Here is an 18,466-nt window from a genome sequence, read left to right on the forward strand (position 1 = left end):
CCGATGACCACCGGGCCGGGCGATTCCGCCCGTGGCCTGGCCGCAGCCTTCGGCGCCTACGGGATCTGGGGGCTGTTCCCGATCTACTTCGCCGCGCTGGTGCCGGCCGGTCCGTGGGAGATCCTGGCCAATCGCATCGTGTGGACGGCGCTGTTGTGCCTGATTCTGCTGGCGGTGCTGCGGGACTGGTCGTGGCTGCCGCCGCTGGTGCGCCGGCGCCGTCTGCTCATCGGCGTCACCGCCGCCGCCCTGCTGATCGCCGTCAACTGGGTCGTGTACGTGGCGGCGGTGACCTCGGGGCACACCAGCGACGCGGCCTTGGGCTATTTCCTGAATCCGCTGGCCACCGTGGCCCTGGGGGTGCTGGTGTTACGCGAATCGCTGCGCCCGCTGCAGTGGCTGGCCGTGGCGATCGGTGTGGTCGCCGGGGTCTACCTTGCGGTGGCCGGTGGTGCGTTCCCGCTGACCGCGCTGGTGCTGGCGATCTCGTTCGCGCTCTACGGTCTGGTGAAGAAGAAGGTGGGTGCGACGCTGCCTGCGCTGCACAGCCTGACCCTGGAGACCCTGATCCTGTTGCCGGTCGCCGTGGCCATCACCCTGGTGATCGCCTCGGCTGGGGGTCTGGTCTTCGGTACGCAGGGTCCGGTGCACACCGGTCTGCTGGTGTTCAGCGGTGTGGCCACCGCGGTGCCCCTGCTGCTGTTCGCCGCGTCGGCCCGGCGTATCCCGTTGACCACCGTCGGACTGATCCAGTTCATCACCCCGGTGATCCAGCTGGTCTGTGCGGTAACCGTGCTGGGCGAACACGTCTCGACCGCCCGCTGGATCGGGTTCGCCATCGTGTGGCTGGCACTGGCGGTACTGACGCTCGATGCTCTGCTGAACGGCCGCCGCCGCTCCTGGGCGCTCAAAGCCCAGGGCATCGGCGGTTCCCGGCAGGCGCCAGAGTCCTGAGACACCCCTCCGGACGGCCCCGCTGCCCCGCGAACGGTCAGCCGAACTGACCCGGCGGCGGGCCGAGAAGGATCGGCTGACCGGTGTGCCGTTCGATCGCCGCGGCCAGTTCGCCCGGTGACATCTCCGGCAGTTCGGCGAGCACGATCACGGTGCGCGCACGCGGTGCGGGCCTGCCCGGCCTGCCGAAGACCGTCCAGGTGCGCGTGGCCGGCCCGGCGACCCACAGCCAGTTCTTGTTCTCCTGGAACGACAACTCGTCGACCCGTTCGATGTGATCGGTGTAGGCGAAGATCCGGTAGTCGATCCGCTGTTCGATACGTCCGGCGGACATCCGCCAGCGGATACTCGCCAGCATCAGGACCAGGAACGCCCCCGTCCCCAGCCAGAACACCGCGACGATGACCAGCGGGGCGACCCCGGCTGGCGCGAGGGTGACGATGAGGGTGGCCACCAGCCACGCCGCGCCCACCGGCCCCATACCGAACGCCGCACGGCCCGGCTGTTGCGGGACCATCGTGAGATCGTCGGCGGTCTCGTCGAGCGTCGGCCGCAGTCCCGCCGGAACCAACCCCGTCAGCTGTAGTCCGACGCCTGCCACGAAACCGAACATCACCGCGGCCAGCGCCGCGAACATCGGCCGCATCCAGCGATCGGCCGGGTCGTCCCCGGGAATCACCGCACCGGCGACGAAGAACGCGCCGAATGCGGCGAACAAGAGCAGGCCCATCACCTGCCGCCGCCGCTGTCGGCGGGCCACCTCATTCCACCGCATGCGGGGCACCTGGGGTGGCGTCAGCGTCCGGCGACGCGGCGCTGCCGGGCGAACTCGGCCAGCACCACTCCGGCGGCAACCGAGGCGTTCAGGCTCTCCACGTCTCCGGCCATCGGGATCGACAGGATGGAGTCGCAGGTCTCCCGGACCAGCCGGGACAGCCCCTTGCCTTCGGAGCCGACCACGATCACCGTCGGGCCGGTACCGTCGTAGTCGTCCAGGGTCACATCCCCGTCGGCGTCCAGGCCGACGATCTGGACTCCGGCTTTGGCCCAGTCGACCAGGGTGCGGGTCAGGTTCGGCGCCTGCGCGACGGGCAGGCGGGCCGCCGCCCCGGCACTGGTGCGCCAGGCCACGGCGGTCACGCTGGCGCTGCGCCGCTGCGGGATCAGCACACCCTGTCCGCCGAAGGCGGCGACACTGCGGATCACGGCCCCCAGGTTGCGCGGATCGGTGATGTTGTCCAACGCCACCAGCAGTGCCGGCTGCCCGGAGTCGAGGGCGTCGGCGAGCAGATCGTCGGGGTGGGCGTAGCTGTATTCGGGTACCTGCAGCGCCAGCCCCTGGTGCAGCCCGTTGACGGTGATCCGGTCCAGTTCGGGCTTGCTCGCCTCCAGGATCGAGATACCCATATCGCCGGCTATGGCCACGGCCTCCCGGACGCGGTCGTCGGCGTCGATCGTGCTCATCACATAGAGCGCCGTGGCCGGGATCTCGGCTCGCAGGCATTCGACGACCGGATTGCGGCCCACCACGTATTCGGGGCCGTCGTCCCGGCGACGCTGTGCCTGCCGGGCCGCTGCAGCCCGCGACTTGGCCGCCGCTTTGGCCTTCTTATGCGCCGGGTGATAGGTGCGGTCGACGGCCTTGGGGGTGGCGCCCCGGCCTTCCAGCCCGCGGCGTCGCTGTCCGCCGGAACCGACCACCTGCCCCTTCTTGGAGCCTTCTTTGCGGATGGCGCCCTTGCGCTTGGAGTTGCCGGCCATCTCTAGTCCTTCTGTTGCAGCGCCCATTGGACGCCGTCGGGGGTATCAGTCACTTCCACACCGGCGGCGGCGAGCCGGTCGCGCACCTGGTCGGCCACCGTCCAGTCCTTGGCCGCGCGGGCGTCGGCGCGACGCTGCAATTCGGCCCCGACCAGCACGTCCAGGGCGGTGTGGGCCGCGTCATCGGCGGCGCCGGCGTCGTTCCAGTGCGGATCCAGCGGATCGGTGCCCAGCACGGCGGTCATCGCACGCACCTGGGCGGCGATCCGGGCGGCGCTGGCATCGTCTCCGTGCGCCAGGGCGGTGTTGCCCTCGCGCACCGCGTTGTGGACCGCGGCCAGTGCGGCCGGGACGCCCAGATCATCGTCGAGCGCCGCGGCGAAGTCGGCGGTGACCCCGCCCACCGGCACCGGACCGGTCCGGTCGGCGACGCGGTGGACGAACGATTCGATCCGCCGATAGCCGGTGGCCGCCTCGGTCAGGGCTTCATCGGAGTATTCGAGCATCGAACGGTAGTGGGCGCTGCCCAGGTAGTAGCGCAACTCCACCGGGCGCACCTTCTTGAGCATCTCGGGGATGGCGACGACGTTGCCGAGCGATTTACTCATCTTCTCGCCGCTCATCGTCACCCAGCCGTTGTGCAGCCAGTACTGGGCGAAGCCGTCGCCGGCGCCGTGGCTCTGGGCGATCTCGTTCTCGTGATGCGGGAACACCAGATCCATGCCGCCGCAATGGATGTCGAATTCGGGCCCGAGCAGCGAGGTGGCCATCGCCGAGCACTCCAGGTGCCAGCCCGGCCGGCCCGGACCCCACGGGGTCGGCCAGGACGGTTCGCCGGGCTTGGAAGCCTTCCACAGGGTGAAGTCGCGCGGATCGCGTTTGCCGGTGCCGGCGCTCTCCCCCTGGTGGACGTCGTCGAGTTTGTGCCCGGACAAGCTGCCGTACTCGGGCAGGCTGCGCACATCGAAGTAGACGTTGCCCTCGGCGGCGTAGGCGTGGCCGCGTTCGATCAGCCGTTGCATGTACTCGATCATCTGCGTGATGAAACCGGTGGCCCGCGGTTCGGCCGAGGGCGGCAGCACGCCGAGTGCGTCGTAGGCGGCGGTGAACTCGCGTTCGTGGGTGGCCGCCCACTCCCACCAGGGACGGCCGTGTTCGGCGGCCTTGGTCAGGATCTTGTCGTCGATATCGGTGACGTTGCGGATGAACAGCACGTCCAGTCCGGCCCCGGCGCCGACGGGACCGTCGGGCCCGTCGACGGGGCCGTCGTAGGCGAGCCAGCGCCGCAGCACATCGAAGGCGATGCCGCTGCGCACGTGGCCGATGTGCGGGACACCCTGCACGGTCGCACCGCAGAGGTACACCGAGGCGGTGCCGGGGATCAGCGGAGCGAAGTCGCGGACCTCGCGGGTCGCGGTGTCGTACAGACGGAGAGTCACGACCTGCGATCCTACTTCAGCGCGGAGTTCTGCGCGGCGACCAGCGCTGTAGCGATCGCCGCGATGCCTTCACCGCGACCGGTGAGCCCGAGGCCGTCGGTCGTGGTGGCCGACACCGAGACCGGCGCGCCGAGCAGCCCGGAGAGCAGTTCTTCGGCTTCCCGGCGCCGCGGGCCGATCTTGGGCCGGTTGCCGATCACCTGGACCGCGCCGCTGACCGGAACCCACTGGTTCTCTGCCAGCAGCTGTGCCACGTGGGCGAGCATCTGCGCGCCGGTGACGCCCTTCCACTCGGGCCGGTCCACGCCGAAGACCGAACCCAGATCGCCCAGTCCGGCCGCCGAGAGCAGCGCATCGCAGAGCGCATGGGTGCCGACGTCACCGTCGGAGTGGCCCGAGCAGCCGTCTTCGCCGGCGAACAACAGTCCGAGCATCCAGCACTCGCGGCCGGGCTCGATCACGTGGACGTCGGTGGCGATGCCGCTTCTCACGAGGGTTCCTTCCGGGGGTCGGCGCTCGTCCGGTGGTAACTAGGGTGTTCGGGCCCGCACAGGAATCGGGCCAGCTGCAGATCGAACGGCGTGGTGATCTTGAAGGCCAGGTGCTCGCCGGGAACCACCTGCACCGGGACACCCAGTGCCTCCACCAGGCCGGCGTCGTCGGTGGCATCGGCACCCTCGGCGTGGGCTCGGCGCAGCAGCTCGGCCGTGAACCCCTGCGGGGTCTGCACTGCGCGCAGTGCCGCGCGATCGGGGGTGTCGACGACGCATTCGGCGTCGTCGACGCGTTTGAGGGTGTCGGCCACGGGCAGACCCGGGACTACAGCCACCGCTCCGGCCTCGAGCGCCTGGACCACCCGGACGAACAGCTGCGGCGGGGTCAATGCGCGCGCGGCGTCGTGCACCAGCACCCGGTCGGCGGGCCCGGCGGCGGCCAGACCGGCGCGCACCGAATCGGAGCGCTCCCGGCCACCGGCCACCACGGTCACCGCAGGCAACTGCCGGCGCACCGGGTCGACCAGGTCTTCGGGCACGATGACGACGACGTCGTCGATCACACCGCTGGCCTGGGCGGCGCTCACACTGCGTGCAAGCAGTGAGCGCCCGTCCAGTTCGACGAAGGCTTTGGGAGCCCCCGCACCCAGCCGCTGTCCCATCCCGGCAGCCGGGATCAGCGCGACGGTGCGGCGGGGCGCCGGCTGTCCGGTCAGGACGCTGCGGCCAGGATCTCGTCGAGGATCAGTTCGGCGCGAGCCTCGTCGGTGTCCTGAGCCAGCGACAGCTCATCGACCAGCACGCGACGGGCACGGGTCAGCATGCGCTTCTCCCCCGCGGACAGGCCGCGGTCCTGCTCCCGGCGCCACAGGTCGCGGACGATCTCAGAGACCTTGATGATGTCACCGGAGATCAGCTTCTCCTGGTTGGCCTTGAAACGACGGGCCCAGTTGGTCGGCTCCTCCGCATGCGGCGTGCGCAGCACCTCGAACACCTCGTCGAGCCCCTCGGCGCCGACCACATCACGAACGCCGACGTATTCCAGCTTGCTGGAGGGGATCTGCACGGTCATGTCCCCGTCCGCCACCTTCAGGACCAGGTACTCGACCTCTTCACCCTTGATGGTCCGTACGACGATGTCATCGACCCGAGCGGCACCGTGGTGCGGATAGACAACGGTGTCACCAACTTTGAAATTCAATGCTCCATGCCCCTTTCGAGTGAGCCCAGTCTACCACGCACCCCCCGACAGAGATATCGACGGTGCAGGTCAGGGCACTGACGGCGGTGCAGCGGCGCCATCGGACACGGACCGGAAAAGTGGCGGTCACCACTGTCGATCGATCGGCCGGGGGTCCGGCGGAGAAAGGAATTTCGGCGAATCTGCCCACCCCGTCTGACTTTTGCCCCAGCCGCCCACTACGCTGCGTAGTGAAGCGTCACGCGGCACCACGCGAGACGTGTGAGACAACCCTTCGGAGGATTCAGGTGTCAGCCTTCACTCGGACCAGCCGCCGTATCGCCCAAGGCGCCGTGATCAGTGCGCTCGGCGTCGCGGTCGCGATGGGCACCACAGCATGCAGCTCGGGCAAGATCTCCCAGACCAACAACATGGAAGCGGCGATCAACGGCGCCAACGGCACCCTGGTGCTCGACAACGTCGATCACGCCGGAGCGCAGACGCTCAACGTCGGCAGCATCGGTGTCCGGAACCTGCACATCATCTACCCGACCGGCAAGGCCGCCGACATCTACGGCAACGGCGGCCCCTTCCAGATCGGGTTCAGCATCGTCAACGACAGCAATGTCCGCAAGGTGCGCCTGACCGGGATCACCCCGGTCAAGGGCAAGGTCGAGTTCTTGACCACCGCCTCCGACGGCACCGTGACCCGCGCGGCCGGCCCGGGTAACGCCGGTCTGATCGCCCCCAACGGCGCTCTGGTGGCGGGCTTCCCGTCCAATGTGGAGCCCGAGGTCGCAGCCAAGGACGGCATCAAGCGCCTCGATGTGGAGCTGACCGGCGCCGGTGACACGGTCGCCGCCGGCCTGAACACTCCGCTGACGCTGACCTTTGAGATCGTCGACCTGCTCGGCAACTCGCTGGGCAACCAGTCGATCACCGTGCAGACGCCGGTCGATGCCAGCGCGATCAACGAGCGCGGCGATGTGGTGCGCGATATCCAGAGCGAGTCCGGTAACTGATTCGTCTCTGACAGGCAGCCCGCCAGGCCCTCGATCATCCCGGTGATCGAGGGCCTGGCGCATCCGGACCACGCGAGGGGTGCGCGGCCGCCGGCCGGTTGTCACCGGCCGCCACTACAGTGGGTCCGTGGCAAAAGCGAAGCCGGTCTTCCGGTGCGGGTTGTGCGGGCACCAGGTTCCCAAATGGGTCGGACGCTGCCCCGACTGCGGCGAGTGGGGCTCGATCGAAGAGGGTGCGCCCGCGGTGGCCGCCGGCGCCGGCCCGGCGTCGGTGGCCCCGCGCAGTCCGGCCGTTCCGATCACGCAGATCGATGCGAACGCGGCCGGGGCCACACCGACCGGAATCGCCGAATTCGACCGGGTGCTCGGTCGCGGCGTGGTGCCCGGTTCGGTGATTCTGCTGGCCGGGGAACCCGGGGTCGGCAAATCGACCCTGCTGCTGGAGACCGTCAAACACTGGGCCCGGGCCGGGCGGACCGCCCTGTACGTGACCGGCGAGGAATCGGCCGGGCAGGTACGACTGCGCGCCGAACGCACCGATGCCGTCCACGAGAACGTCTACCTGGCCGCCGAGACCGATCTGGCCACGATCCTGGGTCACGTCGAACAGGTACGCCCGACGCTGCTGATCGTCGACTCGGTGCAGACGGTCGTGGCCACCGGCACCGACGGCGTCTCCGGCGGTGTCACCCAGATCCGTGCAGTCACCACCGCCCTGGTCTCACTGGCCAAGAGCAGCGGAGTCGCGGTGGTGCTGGTCGGTCACGTCACCAAGGACGGGAACGTCGCTGGACCGCGTTCGCTGGAACATCTGGTCGACGTGGTCCTGGCCTTCGAAGGCGACCGACACACCTCACTGCGGCTGATCCGCGGCATCAAGAACCGCTTCGGGCCCTCGGACGAGGTCGGCTGTTTCGAACAGCGCAGCGACGGTATCCACGAGGTCGCCGATCCGTCGGGAATCTTCGTGCATCAGCGCGAGGGACCGGTGCCCGGCAGCGTGAACCTGGTGGCCATGGACGGCCGGCGCGCGCTGGTCGGCGAGATTCAGGCGCTGACGCACCAGACCGAGGCGAATATGCCGCGCCGGGCCGTCTCCGGTCTGGATCTGGCACGGGTGTCGATGATGCTGGCGGTGGCCGGGAAGAATGGCTTCTTCAAATCGTTCAACCAGGAGGTCTACGTCTCGACGGTCGGCGGGATGAAGGTCACCGAACCGGCTGCCGACTTGGCGATCTTCCTGGCCCTGCTGTCCTCGCACCGGAACGCTCCGGTCGTTCCGGGCACCATCGCCATCGGCGAGGTCGGCCTGACCGGCGAGGTGCGCCGGGTGTCCTCGACGGCCCGGCGGGTGGCCGAAGCCAAACGGCTCGGCTTCACCCATGTGCTGATTCCGTCCGGGACCGACGAGCAGATGCCCGGCGGCATCCGGGTCACGCAGGTCGCCGACCTGTCGGAGGCCTCCCGGGCGGCGACCATGCACGTGGCCGCCGACCCCGCACCCTTCTGACTCCGGGGCGCGGCGGGCACCTCAGCCCTGCGGCGCCTTCACCGCGCCTTCCTTGTAGCCCTCGAAATGCTTGCGCAGGTTGATTTCGACAAAGATCCCGTACGCCGCGGCCACCGGGGCCTCGAAGCCGTCGAGGTAGGCCTGGGACCGCACGTAGACCTTGCGGCCGCTCTTGCCCAGGACCTCGGCGGTGAAGCGCAGGGTGGAGCCGAGTGGGATCGGCTTGGCGTAGTCGATCTCCAGGTTCACCGTCACTACCGGTACGCCGATCAGGATCGACGCATTGCCCATCACCTCGTCGAACGCGGCCGAGAGGATGCCGCCGTGGATCACGCCGGGACCGCCTTGCATCCAGTCCACGACCGGCATGGTCGCGGTGACGCAGAAGTCCTCGCCCGCCGTGACATTCAGCCGCAGACCCACCGGGGCGTCGAGTCCGCACCCGAAACACATCGAATGATGCACCCGCATGGGCTCGCCGGGACCGGGCACCTTGGGGTGCCTGGTCATCGGTTCGAGATTCGCGGGCAGCTCGAGTTCATGCTTCACGCCCATTGACGCTAAGCCAGACCCGAAATCACCGCTACGTCGGCCCCGGCCGGGTCCGATCGGCCCTTCGCTGCGCGGCCGTGCGGCGGCTCGATCAGCTCCAGGTCGATTCCGATGCCCACCCCCGGTTACGCTGAGCCCGAGCCCGAGCCGGCGTTTGTGACGAATCAAGGGGATCCCGATATGCCGATGAGCATCAGCCCACCCTCCGAGCAGATCCGTTCGACGCTGCGCCGCGTCGCACCCGGAACCGGGCTGCGCGACGGCCTCGAGCGGATCCTGCGCGGCGGCACCGGCGCATTGATCGTCCTGGGCTACGGCGAGGACACCGAACGGATCTGCGACGGCGGTTTCCATCTGGACGTCGAGTTCGCCCCGACCAGGCTGCGGGAACTGGCGAAGATGGACGGGGCCGTGGTGCTCTCCGACGACGGCACCCGCATCCTGCGAGCCAATGTGCAGCTGGTGCCCGATCCGACGATCCCGACCGCCGAATCCGGGACCCGCCACCGCGCTGCCGAACGCACCGCCGTTCAGACCGGGGTGCCGGTGATCTCGGTGAGTGCCTCGATGTCGATCGTGAGCCTCTATGTCGCCGGCCACCGGCGCGTGGTGGAGAACCCGGACGCACTGCTGTCGCGCGCGAACGTCGCCCTGGCCACCCTGGAGCGGTACAAGGCCCGCCTCGACGAGGTCAGCGCCCAGCTCTCCCGCGCCGAGATCGAAGACTATGTGCTGCTGCGCGATGCGTGCAGCGCCGCCCAGCGGATGGAGATGGTCCGCCGGGTGGGCGCCGAGATCGAGGAGTACGTACTCGAGCTCGGCGTCTACGGCCGCCAGGTCGCACTGCAGCTCGAGGAGCTGATCAGCGACAACGACATGATGCGCGAGTTACTGGTGCGCGACTACCATTCGGCCCCCGAACCGGCCAGCACCGAACAGGTGCGCCAGATCCTCGATGCGCTGGAGAACCTGTCGAGCGCGGACCTGCTGGATCTGACCCTGGTAGCCGGCGCCTTCGGCTATCCCACCACCATCGAGGCGCAGGATCTGCCGATGACCCCGCGCGGGTATCGGTTGCTGGCCCGGATCTCCCGGCTGCAGTTCGGGCACATCGACCGGCTGGTCCGCGAGTTCGGTTCACTGCAGTCGCTGCTGGCGTGCAGCGCCGCCGACCTGCAGGCGGTCGAGGGTATCGGCAGCATCTGGGCCCGACACATCCGCGAGGGCCTGTCCCGGCTGGCCGAAGCCAGCCTGGAACGGTTCGATTGACGCGGCCCGAATTCGCCTGACGCGGGGCCGCGGCTCTACTGCTCGGCCGGGGCGACCACGTTGAAGGTGATCGGTGCGGACTCCTTGGCCCCGACCTTGGCCACGGCCTGGTAGGCGCCGACCGGGATCGCCACCCGCGGCTTATCGCAGCCCGGGTTGCTGGTGGTGCCGGACCAGGTGATGTTGTCGTTCACCTGCTGACCGGGCGCCAGGACCTGGTTGTTCACCGTCTTGTCCGGCGCGCAGTCCTGCGCGGTCCACAGGGTGCGGGTGCCGTCCAGGGACCGCACGACGACGTTCTGCGAGGCCTTGCCCACATCACGTGCGCACGGTGCCAGGCCGCCGTTGGTGACCACGATGGTGAACACCGGCTGATCACCCTTGGTATAGGTCGGCTTGTCGGTGTAGAGCACCACCGACAACGCCTGATCGGAGCATTGCGCCGCCTCGGCGCCTTCCGCCGGCGGGGTCTGCACTCCGCTTTCGGAGGCCGGCGGAGCGGGCGGGTTGCTCGCGGCCGGCGGCTGGCCGCTCTCGACCGGTTTGTCCGGCGCGGGTTCACCGGCTCCGGTCTCGGGTTCGGATCCGGTGCTCTGGGTCGCCGCGGCGTTGGTGCTCTCGGGGTCCTCCCCACTGGAACCGGCCCAGATCACCAGGGCGATGACCAGGGCGATCGCGATCACCGCCGCAGCAACGGCGAGCAGCCGCCGCTTCCAGTACACCTCGGTAGGCAGCGGTCCCTGTGGTTCGATCACATCTGCCACGGTATCGTCGCGGGCCGAAGCCGCCACCCACCTGCGGCGGCGTGTCGCTCAGATGAGGGACGGCGCACACCGGGCCCCGCCTGGGCTGGGTCCGGCATCCGTTTTCCGGGCAGGGCGCCGCCGGTGTGCCGGTCGCCGGCTAGTCGGTGGGCGCCGGCGCAGCGGCCTCGGGCACCGGCGTCGGCGGCCAGTCCACGCCGATGTCGCCGATCACACCGGAGAGCGTGGCCGCACCGTCGTTGAGGTGATAGTTCAGGCCGATCACCGCGAGCCGGCCGTCGGCGACGCGATCGGCGATGATCCGGCTCCGCTCGGTCAGCAGTTTGCCGGTCTCGACCACGTGCCGGGCCTCGAATTCGTCGGGCCGGACCAGGCCCTCGCCCCGGCCGGCGATCACACTGGGCATGACCCGTTCGACGATGCTGCGGACATATCCCGGCGGCAGCTCGAGCTCGTCGAGGGCGCGCATGGTCGCCGAGATCGCGCCGCAGCTGTCGTGGCCGAGGACGACGATCAGCGGAACGTCGAGGATTTCGACGGCGAACTCGATGGATCCGAGCACCGAGGAGTCGATCACGTGTCCAGCGGTACGGACGACGAACATGTCGCCCAGGCCCTGATCGAAGATGACCTCGGCAGCCACCCGCGAGTCACCGCAGCCGAAGAGCACCACGTGTGGGGTCTGGCCCTCGATCAGCTTGGCCCGATCGGCGATACCCTGGCTGGGATGTATCGATTCGTCTCGAACAAAGCGTTCGTTGCCGTCTTTGATGACCTGCCATGCAGCTGCCGGAGTGAGATCCTTCATGACTTCTACTGATACACCCTCCGGACTGGAAAAGAATCGACTGGGTCGCATAAATAACGAAATCCTCGCCTGGTTCGCCACGGCACGGCGGCCGCTCCCCTGGCGCGAATCCGGCATCTCGGGCTGGCAGATCCTGGTCAGCGAGATCATGCTGCAGCAGACGCCGGTGGCCCGGGTGACCGGTCCGTGGACGGACTGGGTGCGGCGCTGGCCGGTGCCGTCGGCGCTGGCCGCCGAGCCGGCCGGGGAGGTGGTGCGGGCCTGGGGCAAGCTGGGCTATCCGCGACGGGCGCTGCGGTTGCATGAATGCGCGAAAACCCTTGCCGCAGAACACGATGACCAAGTTCCCGCCGATGTGGAAACCCTGCTCGGCCTTCCCGGAATCGGCGACTACACCGCTCGCGCGGTCGCCTGCTTCGCCTACGGGCAGGCGGTCCCGGTGGTCGACACGAATGTGCGCCGGGTGATCGCTCGCCTCGTGCACGGCCGCGAACCGGGAAACCCCGCCAAGGCCGATCTGACCGACGCCCAGGCCCTGGCGCCGCGCACCGGCGACGGCGCCCTCGCACCGCGGGCCCCGGAGTTCTCGGCGGCACTGATGGAACTGGGCGCGCTGGTCTGCACCGCACGCAACCCCGACTGCGCGGCATGCCCCGTCTCCGGCGACTGCCGCTGGCTGGTCCGTGGCCGTCCCGCCTACGACGGACCGCCCCGCCGCGCCCAGAAGTACGAGGGCACCGACCGGCAGGCGCGCGGGCGGCTCCTGGATGTGCTGCGCGAGTCGACCGGCCCGGTGTCCCGGGCCGCCCTGGACATCGCCTGGACCCGGGACAGCGGCCAGCGCAGTCGTGCCCTGGACTCTTTGCTCACCGACGGGCTGATCGAAGTGACCGACGACGGACTGTTCTGCCTCGCCGGCGAGTCCGGCACCCCCGTGCCCGGCACCCCCGTCTCCGGCTAGTCGATGTCCGGCTAGTCGGCCGGTTCAGGCCGCGCCGGTGCAGGAGAGCATCCAGGCCAGCTCGAAGGCGGCCTCCTCCCACTGGCGATAGCGGCCGGAGGGGCCGCCGTGGCCGCTGTTCATCTCCGTCTTCAGCAGCACCGGCTTGCCCGAGGTGGTCGAATCCTGAAGGGCCGCCGCCCATTTCGCCGCCTCGGTGAACAGCACGCGGGTGTCGTGGAAGGAGTTCAGAATCAGCATCGCCGGATACGGCAGCGGCCGGACGTTCTCGTACGGGGAGTAGCTGCGGATGTAAGCGTACGCTTGCGCGTCGTCGAGCGGGTTGCCCCACTCGTCCCATTCGATCACCGTCAGCGGCAGACTCGGATCCAGGATCGAGGTGAGCGGATCGACGAAGGGGACCGCGGCCAGGATGCCGCCGAAGAGTTCGGGAGCCAGATTGGCCACCGCACCCATGAGCAGGCCGCCGGCCGAGCCGCCGTCGGCCACCAGCTGGGACGGCGTCGTGATCCCGGCGTCGACCAGATGCCGGGCCACGGCCACGAAATCGGTGAAGGTGTTCTTCTTGGCCAGCAACCGGCCGTCTTCGTACCAGCGCCGGCCCAGCTCACCGCCCCCGCGAACATGCGCGGTGGCCACCGCCATACCGCGGTCGAGCAGCGATAGCGCGGGGATCGAGAAGGCCGGATCGGAGCTGATCTCGTAGGCCCCGTAACCGTTGAGCACCAGCGGGATCGGCCCGTTTCCGACGGTATCGCCGCGCCGGACCACCGAGACCGGAATCCGGGTGCCGTCGTCGGCGGTGGCCCATTCCCGGGTGGCGATGTAGTCGGCCGGATCGAAATCGCCCAGGACCGCCGCCCGCTTGAGCAGGGTGCGCTGGCCGGTGCGCACATCGAGGTCGATGACCTCGGCCGGTTCGATGAAACTCGAGTAGCCGATCCGCAGGTGCGGTGCCGCCCACTCCGGGTTGGCTCCCAGACCGACCGAGCACAGTTCCTGATCGAAGGTGACCGGAGCGAAGTCTGCGAGCAGCGGCGGCTCGGTGCGGCCGCGCAGATCGGCGATGGCGATCTGCGGCAGCGCCTGCGACCGATAGGACAGCACCAGAAAGTCAGCGAAGCAGTCGACATCCTCGATCCGGTGGGTCGACCGGTGCGGCACGATCGTGCGGCGCGCCGACGGCTCCTGCACCGGCATCACGTCCACGGCGAAATCGACCGCCGGACCCCCGTCTGTGCCGACACCGTCTGTGCCGACACCGCCGGCAGGAACACCGCCGGTCGGGCCGTTGTGCACGAGTACGAAGTAGTCGCGACCGCCGAACACCGCGTGTTCGGCGGTGTATTCGACCTCGTCGATGCGCCCGGCGATCGAGGTCAGCGGCCCCGTCGGATCCGACATCGGCAGGTAGAGGTTCTCGGTGGTGACCTTGGAGCCGCTCGAGACGAACAGATACTCGTTGCTCTGCGAGGCACCCACGCCGACCCAGAACGCCTCATCGGGTTCGTAGTAGATGCGGGTGTCGTCGCCGGAATCACCGACATCGTGGCGCCAGACGGTGTCCGGGCGCCAGGCCTCATCGACGGTCAGATAGAACAGGTGCCGCGCATCCTTGGACCAAGTGGCTCCCCCGGCGGTGTTCTCGACCACATCAGGCAGCAGTTCCCCGGTCTCGAGGTCTTTGATGCGCAGGGTGTACCGCTCGTCGCCGACGGTGTCGACCGAGTACGCCAGCCAGCGGCCGTCATGGCTGACCGAGAAGGCACCGAGCGCGAAGAAGTCGTGCCCTTCGGCTTCGGCGTTGCTGTCCAGCAGCACCTGTTCGCCGGGGATCGGCCGGTCCGGGGTGATCTCCGGCGGCAGCCAGTCGTCGTCTCCGGAGATCGGCAGGCGGCACCGGATCCCGTAGGAGAGCCCCTCCTGGGTGCGCAGGTAGTACCAGTAGCGGCCCGACCGCACCGGCACGGACATGTCGGTCTCGCGGGTGCGGCCTTTGATCTCGGCGAAGATGTCGGCACGCAACTGCTCCAGCGGCGCCGTCTGCTCCTCGACGTAGGCGTTCTGGGCCTCCAGGTAGGCGGTCACCTCCGGGTCTTCCCGGTCACGCATCCATTCGTACGGATCGACGAAGACGTCGCCGTGGAACTCCCGGGTGGAGGGAACCTTCTTCGCCGTGGGCGGGACCAGCGGTTCAGGCAGCAGCGGTTCAGGCATCGGCGGCGTCCGGCCAGTCGGCGAATTCGCGCCCGGAGATGCGTTCGTAGGCCTCGATGTACCGCGCCCGGGTCTGGGCGACCACCTCGTCGGGCAGCGGCGGTGGAGCCTGGTCGCCGTGGCGGTCCCAGCCGGACTCGGCCGAGGTGAGCCAGTTGCGCACGATCTGCTTGTCGAAGCTGGGCTGCACCTGCCCGGGGCGCCAGGTGGCGGCCTCCCAGTAGCGGGAGGAGTCCGGAGTCAGGACCTCGTCGGCCAGCACCAGGGAACCGTCCGGGGCCTGACCGAATTCGAATTTGGTGTCGGCCAGGATGATGCCGCGGTCCAGCGCCAGGTCGGCGGCCCGCCCGTAGATGTCCAGGGTCAGGTCGCGCAGGGTGCGGGCCAGCTCGTCGCCGACGTCCCGGGCCACCTGTTCGAAGCTGACGTTCTCATCGTGTTCGCCGACCGCCGCCTTGGTGGCAGGGGTGAAGATCGGCTCCGGGAGCCGGTCGGACTCGGTCAGTCCGGCCGGCAGCACGACCCCGCAGACCGCTCCGGTCTCGCGGTAGTCACTCAGTCCCGAACCGGTCAGATAGCCGCGGGCCACGCATTCGACCTGCACCATCGGCAGCTTGTGCACCACCATCGCGCGGCCGACCAGATCGGCCGGAATCCGCGGATCGGTCGGGCCGCCGGCCAGATGATTCGGGACGGTCAGCTCGTCGAACCAGAAGAAGCTCGCCGCGGTCAGGATCCGGCCCTTGTCGGGGATCGGGGTGTCCAGGACGAAGTCGTACGCCGAGATCCGGTCGGAGGTGACCAGCAGCAGCGTCTCATCGTCGATCTGGTAGATGTCGCGAACCTTGCCGGACGCGATGTGCCGATAGTCGGCGAGGGTGGGGCGTTCGGGCCGGGTGTCCATCAGCTGAGTCCTCTGGTGCGGATAACGGGTTACAGGATCGGGGCCGGGCGGTAGGCGGCCGCGTCGGGTTCGCCCTCGAGCCAGGCGGCCGCCGCGGCGATCACCTGGGCGACCTGAGCGTCGGCGGCACCGGCGAAGGCGGACTTGTCGGCGATCAGCGCTTCGAGTCCGTCCCGGTCCAGCGGAATCCGCTCGTCGGCGGCCAGCCGGTCCAGCAGATCGGGGTCGCGGCCCTCTTCGCGCATGGCCAGTGCCACCGCCACGGCGTTCTCCTTGATGGCCTCATGCGCCGTTTCGCGGCCCACACCGGCGCGCACCGCCGCCATCAGCACCTTGGTGGTGGCCAGGAACGGCAGGTAGCGATCGAGCTCGTTGGCGATCACCGCGGGGTAGGCGCCGAACTCGTCAAGCACGGTCAAGAAGGTCTCCAGCAGGCCGTCGAGGGCGAAGAAGGCGTCGGGCAGCGCCACGCGGCGGACCACCGAGCAGAAGACGTCGCCCTCGTTCCACTGGGCGCCGGCCAGTTCCCCGGTCATCGAGGCGTACCCGCGCAGGATCACCGCCAGCCCGTTGACCCGCTCGCAGCTGCGGGTGTTCATCTTGTGCGGCATGGCCGAACTGCCGACCTGTCCCGGCTGGAAGCCTTCGGTGACCAGTTCGTGGCCTGCCATCAACCGGATGGTGGTGGCCAACGACGACGGTGCGGCGGCCAGCTGCACCAGTGCCGAGACCACGTCGTAGTCCAGCGACCGCGGATACACCTGCCCGACCGAGGTCAGTGCGTTGGCGAACCCCAGGTGCCGGGCCACCGCCGTCTCCAGGGCATCGAGTTTGGCCGGATCGCCGTCGAGCAGATCGAGCATGTCCTGGCTGGTGCCCATCGGCCCCTTGATGCCGCGCAGCGGATACCGCGCGATCAGTTCGTCGAGGCGGACCAGGGCGACCATCAGTTCGTCGGCCGCCGAGGCGAAACGCTTACCCAGGGTGGTGGCCTGGGCGGCGACGTTGTGGCTGCGGCCGGCCATCACGGTCGAGGAGTACTGTGCGGCACGCTCGGTGATCCGGGCCAGCAGCGCGATGCAGTGGCTGCGCACGTACTGCAGCGAGCTGAGGATCTGCAGCTGCTCGACGTTCTCGGTCAGATCACGGCTGGTCATGCCCTTGTGGATCTGCTCGTGCCCGGCCAGATCGTTGAACTCCTCGATCCGGGCCTTCACATCGTGCCGGGTGATGCGCTCGCGGTCGGCGATCGACTCCAGGTCGACCTGGTCGATCACCCGCTGGTAGTCGGCGATGGCCTCCGGCGGCACGTCGATACCCAGTTCACGCTGGGCGGACAACACCGCGATCCAGAGCCGGCGCTCCAGGATGATCTTGTTCCGCGGCGACCAGATCTCAGCGAGATCGGCAGAAGCGTAGCGGCTGGCCAGGACGTTGCTGATGGCAGGTTTTCCCACGTCGAGCAAGTCTAGTGCCCACCGCCGCGGGAACAGAATCCCCGGCCGCGTGCCGCACCGCCGCTCAGGCGGCGAACGGCCCTCCCTGCAGCTGCAGCACCGCGCCGTCGACGGTGCCCACCATCGCCGATCGTCCGCCGGGCGTCACCGCGATCGAGGTCAGCGGCCGTCCGGTGTTCACCACGCAGCGACGCCCGGACCGCCGCTCCAGAACCACCAGCTGCCCGGTGGTGGTGGTCACTGCCAGCCGCCAGCCGTCGAGCCAGGCCAGATCGTCGATCAGGCCCGGCAGCGGCGCGGTCACATCGGCGGCCACACTCGTGGCCTCGGGCCGATCCAGCGGAACCTGCAGCACCCGACCGCTCAGACTCTCCAGCAGACTCACGTAGGCCACACCGTCGCGAATCGCCAGGCCGTTGAGCAGAACCCCGTTGACCGTCGGTGTCGGCGACAGGCTCTTGGGTGCGCGCGCCGACCAGGCGTGATCGATCCTTCCGTCGCGGCCGATCCGCAGCAGTCCCAGCGCCGAGTCGGCCACGTACATCACGCCGTCGTCGGCGAAGGCCAGGCCGTTCGGCATCCCCAGCCCCTCGGTCACGGTGCGCACCGTCGGTGCGGCGGCGGCCGGGTCGAAGGAGACCACCGCACCGCGGCGGACCGGCAGCAGTCCCGCGACGCTGTTGCCGGCGGTGGCGTACATGCGCCCGTCCGGACCCGGTCGGACCGCGCCGGGCGCGTCCACCCGCACCACGGCCGTGCGCCGCCCCGCACCGTCGTAGCGCTCGATGCGGTTCTGCTGCCCGCGGGAGACCCAGAGCCCGCCGGCGCGATCGAATCCGATGTTCTCGGCCCAGGACAGGACCGGCGTGGGCGCCGGCAACGCCTGGCGCACGGTCACCTCCGGACAACCGGGCATCGCACCGGCGGGGACCGGGGCGGTCAGCGCGGCCAGTCCTGCACCGAGCACGGCGACGCCCGCCACGATTCTGCGCATCCCCATTGCCCGCTCCTCACGTCGACTCGACCGCGACCTTCGAAGAGTAGGAGGACCCGGCGTGCTCGCGCACCGGCGCCCCCGTCCCCGCACCGGTGCTGGGTCGAACGCCCTGGTGAGCGACCCCCTTGCACGAGGATACCCCTATGGGTATATTGGCCTGCGTTCCCATACCCCCTG

18 protein-coding genes are annotated in these 18,466 nt (G+C 69.3%); 5 read left to right on the plus strand and 13 right to left on the minus strand.

Going from position 1 to position 18,466, the window contains the following annotated elements:
- The first annotated feature begins 3 nt into the window (after positions 1-3).
- Positions 4-954, plus strand: a complete 951-nt coding sequence (rarD, locus tag GOHSU_RS05315) for an EamA family transporter RarD (protein WP_005937978.1) — start codon at positions 4-6, stop codon at positions 952-954.
- 37 nt (positions 955-991) lie between these two features.
- Here rarD and GOHSU_RS05320 read toward each other — a convergent pair whose 3' ends face one another.
- From GOHSU_RS05320 to GOHSU_RS05345, 6 genes are read right to left on the minus strand one after another with little or no spacing between them, the layout of a single operon-like run.
- Complete coding sequence (locus GOHSU_RS05320) at positions 992-1,729, minus strand: hypothetical protein (RefSeq protein ID WP_024332807.1); 738 nt, start codon at positions 1,727-1,729, stop codon at positions 992-994.
- 20 nt (positions 1,730-1,749) lie between these two features.
- Positions 1,750-2,715: a 23S rRNA (guanosine(2251)-2'-O)-methyltransferase RlmB gene (gene rlmB / locus GOHSU_RS05325; RefSeq protein WP_005937984.1), complete on the minus strand. Its 966-nt coding sequence runs from the start codon at positions 2,713-2,715 to the stop codon at positions 1,750-1,752.
- A gap of 2 nt (positions 2,716-2,717) precedes the next feature.
- Positions 2,718-4,154 carry a cysteine--tRNA ligase gene (cysS, locus tag GOHSU_RS05330; protein WP_005937987.1) on the minus strand — a complete coding sequence of 479 codons (1,437 nt, stop codon included), beginning with the start codon at positions 4,152-4,154 and terminating at the stop codon, positions 2,718-2,720.
- A gap of 11 nt (positions 4,155-4,165) precedes the next feature.
- A complete protein-coding gene (gene ispF, locus GOHSU_RS05335) occupies positions 4,166-4,645 on the minus strand; it encodes a 2-C-methyl-D-erythritol 2,4-cyclodiphosphate synthase (protein WP_005937990.1) in 480 nt (159 codons plus the stop codon).
- Positions 4,642-5,364, minus strand: a complete 723-nt coding sequence (gene ispD / locus GOHSU_RS05340; protein ID WP_081597722.1) for a 2-C-methyl-D-erythritol 4-phosphate cytidylyltransferase — start codon at positions 5,362-5,364, stop codon at positions 4,642-4,644. Before ispD ends, ispF begins: the two co-directional genes overlap by 4 nt.
- Positions 5,361-5,849, minus strand: a complete 489-nt coding sequence (locus tag GOHSU_RS05345; protein WP_005937996.1) for a CarD family transcriptional regulator — start codon at positions 5,847-5,849, stop codon at positions 5,361-5,363. Before GOHSU_RS05345 ends, ispD begins: the two co-directional genes overlap by 4 nt.
- A gap of 287 nt (positions 5,850-6,136) precedes the next feature.
- Between GOHSU_RS05345 and GOHSU_RS05350 the strand changes: the two genes are divergently transcribed.
- Both GOHSU_RS05350 and radA read left to right on the plus strand, forming a co-directional pair.
- Positions 6,137-6,850 carry a hypothetical protein gene (locus GOHSU_RS05350; protein WP_029759978.1) on the plus strand — a complete coding sequence of 238 codons (714 nt, stop codon included), beginning with the start codon at positions 6,137-6,139 and terminating at the stop codon, positions 6,848-6,850.
- 127 nt (positions 6,851-6,977) lie between these two features.
- On the plus strand, positions 6,978-8,360 hold the full coding sequence (gene radA, locus GOHSU_RS05355) for a DNA repair protein RadA (RefSeq protein WP_024332808.1): 1,383 nt from the start codon (positions 6,978-6,980) through the stop codon (positions 8,358-8,360).
- A gap of 21 nt (positions 8,361-8,381) precedes the next feature.
- On the opposite strand, the gene GOHSU_RS05360 is transcribed toward radA, so the two are convergent.
- On the minus strand, positions 8,382-8,870 hold the full coding sequence (locus tag GOHSU_RS05360) for a PaaI family thioesterase (RefSeq protein WP_155820971.1): 489 nt from the start codon (positions 8,868-8,870) through the stop codon (positions 8,382-8,384).
- A 228-nt stretch (positions 8,871-9,098) separates the two neighbouring features.
- On the opposite strand from GOHSU_RS05360, the gene disA reads away from it, so the two are divergent.
- Positions 9,099-10,181 carry a DNA integrity scanning diadenylate cyclase DisA gene (gene disA, locus GOHSU_RS05365; RefSeq protein ID WP_024332809.1) on the plus strand — a complete coding sequence of 361 codons (1,083 nt, stop codon included), beginning with the start codon at positions 9,099-9,101 and terminating at the stop codon, positions 10,179-10,181.
- A 35-nt stretch (positions 10,182-10,216) separates the two neighbouring features.
- Here the strand turns inward: disA and GOHSU_RS05370 are convergent, their stop codons facing one another.
- The gene (locus tag GOHSU_RS05370) at positions 10,217-10,936 is read right to left on the minus strand and encodes a hypothetical protein (RefSeq protein ID WP_024332810.1); all 720 of its coding nucleotides are present in this window, start codon (positions 10,934-10,936) and stop codon (positions 10,217-10,219) included.
- Between the two features lie 148 nt (positions 10,937-11,084).
- Positions 11,085-11,753 carry a carbonic anhydrase gene (locus GOHSU_RS05375; protein ID WP_005938012.1) on the minus strand — a complete coding sequence of 223 codons (669 nt, stop codon included), beginning with the start codon at positions 11,751-11,753 and terminating at the stop codon, positions 11,085-11,087.
- Here GOHSU_RS05375 and GOHSU_RS05380 point away from each other — a divergent pair.
- On the plus strand, positions 11,752-12,714 hold the full coding sequence (locus GOHSU_RS05380) for an iron-sulfur binding domain-containing protein (RefSeq protein WP_005938015.1): 963 nt from the start codon (positions 11,752-11,754) through the stop codon (positions 12,712-12,714). The two genes, GOHSU_RS05375 and GOHSU_RS05380, sit on opposite strands and share 2 nt — an antisense overlap.
- Before the next feature lie 24 nt (positions 12,715-12,738).
- Here GOHSU_RS05380 and GOHSU_RS05385 read toward each other — a convergent pair whose 3' ends face one another.
- From GOHSU_RS05385 to GOHSU_RS05400, 4 genes are all read right to left on the minus strand, one after another.
- Positions 12,739-14,931, minus strand: coding sequence for a S9 family peptidase (locus GOHSU_RS05385; RefSeq protein WP_005938018.1), 2,193 nt, complete (start codon positions 14,929-14,931; stop codon positions 12,739-12,741).
- Positions 14,924-15,835 (minus strand): phosphoribosylaminoimidazolesuccinocarboxamide synthase, encoded by a 912-nt coding sequence (locus GOHSU_RS05390; protein WP_005938021.1) that lies wholly within the window; start codon positions 15,833-15,835, stop codon positions 14,924-14,926. Before GOHSU_RS05390 ends, GOHSU_RS05385 begins: the two co-directional genes overlap by 8 nt.
- A gap of 29 nt (positions 15,836-15,864) precedes the next feature.
- A complete protein-coding gene (gene purB, locus GOHSU_RS05395; RefSeq protein WP_024332811.1) occupies positions 15,865-17,292 on the minus strand; it encodes an adenylosuccinate lyase in 1,428 nt (475 codons plus the stop codon).
- 64 nt (positions 17,293-17,356) lie between these two features.
- Positions 17,357-18,292, minus strand: a complete 936-nt coding sequence (locus GOHSU_RS05400; protein WP_005938026.1) for an SMP-30/gluconolactonase/LRE family protein — start codon at positions 18,290-18,292, stop codon at positions 17,357-17,359.
- Positions 18,293-18,466 lie beyond the last annotated feature (174 nt).

The sequence above is a fragment of the Gordonia hirsuta DSM 44140 = NBRC 16056 genome (assembly GCF_000333015.1).
GTDB lineage: Bacteria > Actinomycetota > Actinomycetes > Mycobacteriales > Mycobacteriaceae > Gordonia > Gordonia hirsuta.